Source organism: Halobacillus aidingensis (assembly GCF_900104185.1).
Taxonomy (GTDB): Bacteria; Bacillota; Bacilli; order Bacillales; family Halobacillaceae; genus Halobacillus; species Halobacillus aidingensis.
Map to the genome: position 1 here is coordinate 37240 of NZ_FNIZ01000029.1, position 9380 is coordinate 46619.

A 9380-nucleotide genomic window follows, 5' to 3' on the forward strand; every position below is an offset into this window, starting at 1 on the left:
AACATAAGGAACTCATGCCTGTCATGAGTTCCTTTTATCGTTATCCGAGGGATTTATGGTTCCCAGACTATCCCCTGGTTGAAGAACAGGAATATCGACCTGAACCGTATCCGGATACTTAATCCCTGCTCCTGTATTGAGTACGACCACTTCGTCCTCGGCGGTAATCCAGTTTTCTGATCTTAACTTTCTGGCAGCAGCAAATGCTGCAGCTCCTTCTGGGCAGACGAAGGCTCCTTCTTTTTGGGCGATTCTTTTTTGTTCTTCCAAAAGTTCATGATCGCTAACGGCTGCCGCACATCCGCCTGTATCATATAAAGCGTCAAGGACGAGAAAATCCCCGATCGCCTTTGGAACATTGATACCGAACGCAATCGTCTCGGAATCCTTCCAGAATGATGATTCCCTTTGTCCTTGCTGCCATGCTTCCACAATCGGAGCACAGCCTTCAGATTGGACAGCTACAAGCCTTGGCATCTGGTCTTTGGTGATCCAGCCAAGTTCCTGTAATTCTCTCAGTGCTTTATGAATGCCAATCAAACCGACGCCGCCACCTGTCGGATAGAGGATGACATCTGGAACGTTCCATCCTAATTGTTCGGCAATCTCAAGCCCCATCGTTTTCTTTCCTTCAATTCTGTATGGTTCTTTTAATGTAGACACATCGTAGAGCTCAGATTTTTCTACAGCTTCCGCCACGATTTTTCCGGCATCGCTAATCAGTCCATCCACGAGGAAAAGATTGGCCCCTGATAATGCACATTCGTTACGGGTGATTTTCGGGGCATCGAAAGGCATGACGATGGTCGATTCCATTGATGCTCTTGAAGCGTATAAGGACCAGGCTGCTCCAGCATTGCCATTGGTGGGCATAGCGAGTTCTTTCACTCCCAGCTCTTTTGCTTTAGATACACCGACCGCAGCTCCTCTTGCTTTGAACGATCCGGTAGGGATGATGCCTTCATCTTTCATATGCATTTTGCGGATATTCATATCTGTCTGAAGGGTTGGTAAAGGGATTAACGGACTCATGCCTTCTCCCAAAGAAGTTTTATATGTAGGATCCTGGAGTGGTAATAGTTCATGGTAACGCCAAAGGTCTGGGGTTCTCTCTTTCAGTTGCTTAGGGGACCACAACTTTTTCAGACTGTCTAAATCATAGCTTACAAGTAAAGGAGAACCGCATGTACAGAGGTGCTGAGGTTCACTGGCTTTATAGGTTTCTTCACATTTCGGGCAGTACAAATGAGATAAGTAACTGTATGTCATCTTCATCCTCCTTCTATCCGGTTATTCGTATCTTAACATAAGAAGTCGATCGAGAGGTTCATGGCGACATTGTATTAAGGACATCTCCAAAACTTCATACACTTTTTACATTACAAGAAAAAATATCTTTGAATACAATGAAAGTACAGTCGTTTAAAAATTCAGATAACTAGCGCGGAGGGGATGAAATGGTTCTTCCTTTTGACATTTTAGAGTATCACCAGCGTTTGCAGAAAACGAAGAAACGCATGGCTGATCAAGGAATTGACGTGCTTTTGATTACAGACCCGGCAAACATGAATTACCTTTCTGGTTATGATGCCTGGTCTTTTTATGTACACCAAATGCTTGTGATTATCATTGATGAGCCGCAGCCGCTTTGGATTGGTCGTTACCAGGATGCAAACGGTGCAAGGGTGACCACGTGGATCTATGATGAGAATGTCATTGCCTACCCTGACTACTTTGTTCATTCAGACGTTTATCACCCGATGGATTTTATAGCAGATATCCTCCTTCAGATCGGTCAAGGAAAAAGGAAGATCGGCGTTGAGATGGATCATTACTACTTTACGGCCAAAGCTCTGGAAAGGTTGAAAAGAGGATTGCCGAATGCCACCTTCCAAGATGCGACCCTGCTTGTGAATCGTGTCCGTATCGTTAAGTCTGATCAAGAAATCGAATATATGAAGAGGGCAGCTCAAATTGCGGACCTAGCAATGACTAAAGGCGTGGAAAGCGTTTATCCAGGGGTTCGGGAGTGCGATACCGCGGCCGAAATTTACTATCACATGGTCAGAGGGACCCCGGATTTCGGTGGGGAATATCCGGCGATTGTTCCACTGCTTCCGACCGGGGATCATACGTCCATTCCACATCTTACCTGGTCAGACCGGCCTTTCGTAAAAGGAAATGCTGTCATCATCGAACTGGCCGGGTGTTATAAGCGCTACCATGTTCCTCTTGCCCGTACCGTTTCCATCGGAGAACCGAATGAAAAAATGAAACAAGTCGCCCCGGTCGTTTTGGAAGGGATTCAGAATGTCCTCGACTTTGCAAAGCCTGGGGTGACTTGTGGAGAACTTGAAGAAGTTTGGAGAAAGAGTATTAAGAAACACGGTTTTGAAAAAGAAGCCCGTTTAGGTTATTCCGTCGGTCTCAATTATCCGCCAGATTGGGGAGAACATACGGCGAGCATCCGAAAAGGTGATTCGACTGTCCTGGAACCCAATATGACGTTCCATTTGATTCCGGCGTTATGGTTCGATACGGACGGAATCGAAATCAGTGAAACATTCAAGGTCACAGAATCTGGGAGTGAGCGGTTCACCACTTATCCGCAGGAGTTAATCATACGTGATCATATGGATTTAAGCGGCCAGATCAGCTGAAGGAGGTATGGAAAATCAGACTCTTTGAACGGAAAGACATTGAAAAAGTGATTCGCCTTGATACAGAACTTGTAGGGAAAATGGAAGAAGCCTTCACCTCACTGGTGGAAAAAGAAATGACGATGCCACCGATCATGCGTGTAGATGTGCCGGATCATAATGGCGAAGTGGATATTAAATCCGCCTATATCAAAGGTGAAGACAGTTTTGCTGTGAAGCTGTCTTCTGGATTTTTCAATAACCCCGCTATAGGGCTTCCGAGCGCGAACGGGCTCATGATTCTCATCAATAGTCGTACAGGAGAGCCACTCGCGGTATTGGCCGATGAAGGGCGGCTTACGGATTTGAGAACGGCGGCTGCCGGAGCGGTGGCTGCGAAATATGGAAGCAGGGACAACAGCCGGATTGCGGGGATCCTTGGTTCCGGGTCTCAAGCGCGTCTTCAACTTCAAGCGCTTATGCTGGTTCGACCGATTGAGCAGGTGTTCGTTTATGGGAGAAATGATGAAAAAGCCTTTAACTTTAAACAAGTGATGGAGCAGAAAACAGGTCTTCATCTGACCGTCTGTGACTCAGTTGAGCAAGTCGTAGGAAAAAGCGATCTTGTTGTAACGACGACACCGTCCAAGGAACCGTTGATCTACGGAGATTGGGTGAGGCCGGGACTTCATATAACGGCTATGGGCTCGGATGCAGAACATAAGCAGGAACTGGATGCCACTGTTATGGGTAAAGCGGATGTTATTGTCTGCGATGTAAAAGATCAGTCCGCCCGTTTGGGAGAATTGCGCTCGTCACCGGAGCAGCAGGAACGTGCGATAGAACTGGGGGAAGTGACAAGTGGAAAACATTCGTTCCGACAATCAGATGAGGAGATTACGATTTGTGATTTAACAGGAACGGGTGTGCAGGATACAGCCATTGCAAGACATGTATACCATCGACTATTAGCTTGGGAGGGCGTTAAGGATGAAAGACGCGAAGTTTAGTACTAAATCGATATGGGCCGGTGAGAAAGAACAACTCGCATTCGGAGCGACGCAAGTGCCTGTCGTTCACAGTGTTTCCTTTGGTTATGACGATATGGACGAATGGTATGAAGTGGCGGTAGGTAATAAGCCGGGTCACATTTATGGACGGAATACGAATCCAACCGTTCAGGCTTTTGAAGAAAAAATCCGCATTTTAGAAAATGCAGAAGCGGCTACAAGCTTTTCCACAGGGATGGCGGCAATCAGTAATACCCTTGGCACACTGCTATTCCCCGGAGACCGGGTGGTTTCGATTAAGGATACGTATGGAGGAACAAATAAAATTTTCACAGAATTCCTTCCGAAACAACAAGTGGAAGTCGTTCTTTGTGAAACAGGAGATCATGAGGCACTGGAAGCCGAAGTGGCTAAAGGGTGCAAAGTGCTCTATTTGGAAAGCCCGACGAACCCGACGGTGAAAATCACCGACATCAAGCGGATGGCAGCTGCAGGCAAGGCGGTAGGGGCAACAGTAGTTGTAGATAATACGTTTGCCACGCCAGTGAATCAAAACCCACTCGATCTTGGAGCAGACCTTGTCATTCATAGTGCGACGAAATTTTTAGGTGGGCACGCCGACGCTTTAGGTGGAGCTGTATGTGGCAGAAAGAGCTTAGTTGAAGCGATTTATCACTATAGAGAAATTAATGGGGCGACCCTCGATCCAATGGCTGCTTATTTGCTTTTAAGAGGCATGAAGACATTGAAGCTTCGTGTGGAGCAGCAAAACAAAAATGCCGCAGCGATTGCGGAACATTTGAAAAGTTTCGACCTCGTAGAAGAAGTTTTTTATCCAGGGCTTCCTTCTCACCCGAATCATCAGATTGCAAAACAACAAATGAAAGGATTTGGCGGGATGCTCAGCTTTGCTGTGAAAGGCGGTGTAGCCACTGTACGCGACCTTTTACCGAAGCTGCAATTTGCCAACCGTGCCGCTAATCTGGGTTCAGTGGAAACGGTTGTCGGTCCGTCGAGAACGACGAGTCATGTGGAATGCACCCCTGAAGAGCGTGCCGCCATGGGGATTCCAGAAGGTTTGATCCGTTACTCGGCCGGAATAGAAGATATTGAGGACCTGAAAAATGACCTTTCACAGGCTTTCCAATCGTTGCACACTTATGTGAAGAAGTGAGGAGGGAAGGATGTGAAAACCGAAAAGCTGGATATCGTCTTGCGTGCAAACCAGCTTATGGATCGTTTAGTGGGGTGGCGGAGGGACTTCCACCGATTCCCTGAACTCAGCTTTCAGGAAAAGCGAACGAGTGAAAAAGTGGGGGAAATATTAGAAAGCTTCCACACATATGAAATCGAAAAGAATGTCGGAGGCTATGGGATTGTCGCTACCGTCACCCATGGGGAGGGTCCTGTTGTGGGGATTCGTGCGGATATGGACGCTCTTCCTATCACGGAAACGACAGGCGTTCCATGGGCTTCACATAATCCCGGTGTGATGCATGCGTGTGGGCATGATGCGCACATGGCCATCTTGCTTGGCGTCGCCCAGCTGTTGGCGGAAGATGCAAAAGCTGGGCGTTTTCAAGGAACGATCAAACTGATTTTTCAGCCAGCAGAAGAAAGTTGTGATGCAGCAGGGGAAACGGGTGCGATAAAAATGCTGGAATCCGGCAGGCTTCATACAGATGCCGTTTTATCCCTGCACATGTGTCCATGGAGGAAGTCAGGTGAAATCCAATGGAATGACGGCCCGAGCATGGCAAACAATGACGAATTTCATCTGAAAATTCAAGGGAGCGGCGGTCATGCGGGATATCCGCAGCATGTGAAAGACCCGATATGGATGGCGACTTATGTGTTGCAGGCGTTATACAGCCTGAATGGTCGAAAAGTAAACCCTCTGGATGTCGGCACCATTAGTGTTGGCCAGGTGCATGCCGGGGAGGCCAACAATGTGATTCCAAGTATTGTAGATATAAAAGGGACCATCAGATCTTATAAAGATGATGTGAGAGATGGATTATGCAAGGAAATCCATCAGGTGGCCAATGTCGTCACAGCGCTCGGCGGGGAGTATTCACTTCGTATCCATCGCGGTGAACCCTCTTTAATCAACGATCCTAGAATCAACCGGATCATAAAGGAAGCTGCATCCGGACTGAACATGTATGAAGAGCCCTTTGGGATGGGGAGCGAAGACTTCAGCCATTTCACTAGAAAAATACCTGGAGCGATGTTTTTTCTAGGTTGCGGATTGGAAAAGGAACGAAGTCTCCATCAATCGGATTTTGATATCGATGAACGTTCATTGCCGATTGGTGTAAGAGTGCTGTTGGAGAGTGCTTATTCATTACTTGAGCGAGGAGGAGTCCATTGAGTATGAAAATAGCCATGATTGGATTTGGAGGCGTAGGTCAGGCGTTTGCAGAAATTGTGGAGGAAAAACATCAGGAACTTCAGCAAAATCACGGACTTGATGTGGAAATCGTGGCGGTATCGGATGTTATGAAAGGCTCTGTTTTCGAGCCGGACGGTTTGAATATTCCGAAGTTATTGGAGTGTGTAAAACGAACGGGCTCTGTAGAATCCTACCCGGCATCCAGGCAGGGGGTCAAAGGATGGAACAGTTTAGAAACGATAGAGAATTCACAAGCGGATGTCATTATTGAAGTGACCTACACCGATGTCAAAACCGGGGAGCCTGCCCTCACTCATTGCCATCGTGCTTTTGAAACAGGGAAAAGTGTCATAACGACAAACAAAGGTCCTGTCGCCCTTGCCTATCAAGAATTAAACGAAAAGGCGGATCAACATGACGTGTTTTTCGGATTCGAAGGAACGGTCATGAGTGGTACGCCTGCACTAAGACTCCCACTAGAAACATTAGCTGGCAATGAAATTAAAGAAATCAGAGGGATATTGAACGGCACGACCAATTATATTCTTACCGCTATGGAAAGTGGAATGACATTGAATGAAGCGTTGGAAAAAGCCCAAGCCCTCGGTTATGCAGAGGCTGATCCGACAAGTGACCTTGAAGCCTACGATGTCAGGTATAAAGCCGCTATTTTATCAAATCATGTGTATGGAGTTCAACTCGATCCTGAAGAGATTTTCTGTGCTGGAATTACTGGTTTATCAGTAGATGATATCAAAGAAGCGGAAAAAGCCGGCGAAAAATGGAAGCTGCTTGCCCGTATTTCTCAAAACAACGGCACGGTAAAAGCGACTGTCCAACCGGAGCGTGTGAAACAGGATGATCTCTTAGCGCGAGTTAGTGGTGCAACCAATGCCATCGTCTATGAATGTGATCTGTCCGGTCCGATCATGCTCACAGGTGCGGGGGCAGGGTTAAAGGAAACGGGATTTTCTTTACTCATCGACCTGATTCATTGCCACAAACAGAAGCAGGGGACCAAAATCGGAGGAGGGAGCCACTCATGACCACGAAAGTGAAGAGTTACAAAATGCTGATTGGAGGAGAATGGAGAGAAGGCTTGCACAGTTTTGATGTCATCAACCCTCAGAACAGTGAAGTGCTGGCCACTGTCCCCTTGGCCACGAAAGAGGAAATGATTGAAGCTATTGAAACCGCCGATCGTACTTTTCGAATGAGAGACCCCATTCCCACACATGAAAGGATTCGCATACTAAGCAAAGTTTCTGATTATATGGAGAAGGATCACGAAGTTTTCGCTTCAATCATCGCACGTGAAGGAAGTAAAACGATTACAGAGGCTCGTTCAGAGGTTTCACGGGCCATTCAAACCATTCGGATCAGCGCGGAGGAAGCAAGACGGTTGAAAGGAGAGACCATCAACTTCGATCAAAATCCGGGCAGCGAAAATAGGGTCGGGTATTATCAACGTTTTCCTGTGGGAGTCGTAGGAGCCATCACTCCTTTTAATGACCCGCTCAATTTAGTCGCACATAAAATAGGGCCAGCCATAGCTGCTGGGAACGCGATTGTGGTCAAACCAGCCTCAGCCACGCCTCTAAGTGCATTGAAGCTCGCGGAAGCCTTCGTGGAAGCGGGCCTTCCTGACGGTTATCTATCCGTTGTTACTGGATCAGGAAAGGAAGTCGGGGATACACTGATTACACATCCGACCATAAAAATGGTTTCCTTTACGGGGGGATCTGTTGCAGGGCAAGCCATCACGAGAAAAGCAGGCACGAAAAAAATTAGTATGGAACTGGGATCTAACTCGCCGGTCATTGTCCTTAATGATGCAGATCTTTCCAAGGCTGTTCATGCTTGCTGTTCGGGTGCCTTTTCGGCGGCGGGTCAAAATTGCATCGGCGTACAAAGAATTTTTGTAGGCAGAGAACTTTATCCAGCATTCATTGATCGCCTGGTGGAAGCGACTGTAGCGCTTAAAGTCGGCGATAAAATGGATGAAAGAACAGATGTAGGACCTATGATTAATGAAAAAGAAGCGGCCCGGGTGGCCGAATGGGTCGAGGAAGCGTTGGTAAAGGGAGCACAAATAGAAACTGGAGGAGTCCGTGACGGAGCATACTATTCTCCGACCATACTGACCGAGGTACCTTCAGATGCAAAAGTGATGGCAGAAGAGATCTTTGGGCCCGTGGTCATTGTAAACCCTGTTGTTGATTTAGAGGAAGCCATTGAAAAATCCAATGCTGTCAATTATGGACTGCACGCAGGAATCTTTACCAATGATATCAATCAAGCTTTTAAAGCTATAAGGAAAATGGACGTAGGTGGAATCATGATCAACGACAGCAGTGATTATCGAATTGACGAAATGCCATTCGGAGGTACGAAAGGGTCTGGCATCGGTCGTGAAGGAGTGCGGTTTAGCATAGAATCCATGACTGAACAAAAAGTCGTATGTTTCCACCTTGACGATTAGAAAAGCCGCCTCAGTCCGCCTGTTTGTGTTTGTCATCCATCCGGTAGGGGAATGCCTCCACAAAAGGAGGTAATGGAATGGCACAATTTTATGTGAATCAGAACCAGCAGACAGGTGGCGAACACGAAGTGCATGTCGAAGGCTGTGACTTTATGCCTTTTGAGCAGAATTTATTGGAATTAGGTGGTCACGACGACTGCGCAAACGCTCTAGAAGTTGCCAGAAATACTTACGAAGATGTCAACGGTTGCAAACACTGCTGCCCCGATTGCCACACAAAATAACATTCCCAAAAACCTGAACTTCCTTAAAAGGAACCATTCAGGTTTTTTTGTTTTATTAACTAACTGGCAGGAATGTGGAAGACTCAGTTTCGAGATGTTTTTGAGTGGATGGGGCTGCGGGGAATGACTCGCTTTCCGCGGGAGCGCGGTGAGCCTCCTCGAGCTTCGCTTGAAGTGACCCCCAAGAGTTGGACACTTATCTAGCTCTGAGTTAAGGGGGATTCACCTTGAAAAAATTTACGAAAGAAGACAAATTCCAAGCCGTTCGTCGATATATTGATGAAACGATAAGCTACCGTCACCTTGCTAACGAGATTGGCGTAGACAACTCCGCTCTACGTTATTGGGTCAAATTATATGAGTATCATGGCAATCAAGCTTTTGCGTGTCCCTATACAAACTATTCCTCAGACTTTAAACTGAAGGTAATTCAATGGATTAAAGACGAAGGGTATTCCATTCGCGAGGCCTCAGCTCTCTTCCATATCCCTGATTATTCAATGGTCCGAAGATGGATCGTGAAATGGAAGAATGGCGGTGTGGAAGCCCTGGAGTCCAAACGAAAGGGGA

The 9380-nt window shown here is 46.9% G+C and carries 9 protein-coding genes; 8 read left to right on the plus strand and 1 reads right to left on the minus strand.

The window, feature by feature from the left end; translation table 11 throughout:
* Positions 1-21: 21 nt before the first annotated feature.
* Positions 22-1269 (minus strand): threonine synthase, encoded by a 1248-nt coding sequence (locus BLS23_RS19590; RefSeq protein WP_089654700.1) that lies wholly within the window; start codon positions 1267-1269, stop codon positions 22-24.
* Positions 1270-1457: 188 nt separating this feature from the next.
* Between BLS23_RS19590 and BLS23_RS19595 the strand changes: the two genes are divergently transcribed.
* The 8 genes from BLS23_RS19595 to BLS23_RS19630 all read left to right on the plus strand — a co-directional run.
* Positions 1458-2660, plus strand: a complete 1203-nt coding sequence (locus BLS23_RS19595) for a M24 family metallopeptidase (RefSeq protein WP_089654701.1) — start codon at positions 1458-1460, stop codon at positions 2658-2660.
* 47 nt (positions 2661-2707) lie between these two features.
* Positions 2708-3649, plus strand: coding sequence for a cyclodeaminase (locus BLS23_RS19600; RefSeq protein WP_244157284.1), 942 nt, complete (start codon positions 2708-2710; stop codon positions 3647-3649).
* Entirely contained in the window at positions 3630-4823 is a 1194-nt protein-coding gene (locus BLS23_RS19605; protein WP_089654703.1) for a cystathionine gamma-synthase family protein, read from the plus strand. The genes BLS23_RS19600 and BLS23_RS19605 overlap by 20 nt, the downstream gene beginning before the upstream one ends.
* Before the next feature lie 12 nt (positions 4824-4835).
* Complete coding sequence (locus tag BLS23_RS19610) at positions 4836-6023, plus strand: M20 metallopeptidase family protein (RefSeq protein WP_244157285.1); 1188 nt, start codon at positions 4836-4838, stop codon at positions 6021-6023.
* A complete protein-coding gene (locus BLS23_RS19615) occupies positions 6020-7090 on the plus strand; it encodes a homoserine dehydrogenase (RefSeq protein WP_089654704.1) in 1071 nt (356 codons plus the stop codon). The genes BLS23_RS19610 and BLS23_RS19615 overlap by 4 nt, the downstream gene beginning before the upstream one ends.
* Complete coding sequence (locus BLS23_RS19620) at positions 7087-8526, plus strand: aldehyde dehydrogenase family protein (RefSeq protein ID WP_089654705.1); 1440 nt, start codon at positions 7087-7089, stop codon at positions 8524-8526. Before BLS23_RS19615 ends, BLS23_RS19620 begins: the two co-directional genes overlap by 4 nt.
* A gap of 77 nt (positions 8527-8603) precedes the next feature.
* Entirely contained in the window at positions 8604-8810 is a 207-nt protein-coding gene (locus tag BLS23_RS19625) for a hypothetical protein (RefSeq protein ID WP_089654706.1), read from the plus strand.
* A gap of 227 nt (positions 8811-9037) precedes the next feature.
* Positions 9038-9380, plus strand: a 343-nt coding sequence (locus BLS23_RS19630; RefSeq protein WP_143015307.1) for a helix-turn-helix domain-containing protein, incomplete at its 3' end; no start/stop codon positions are given.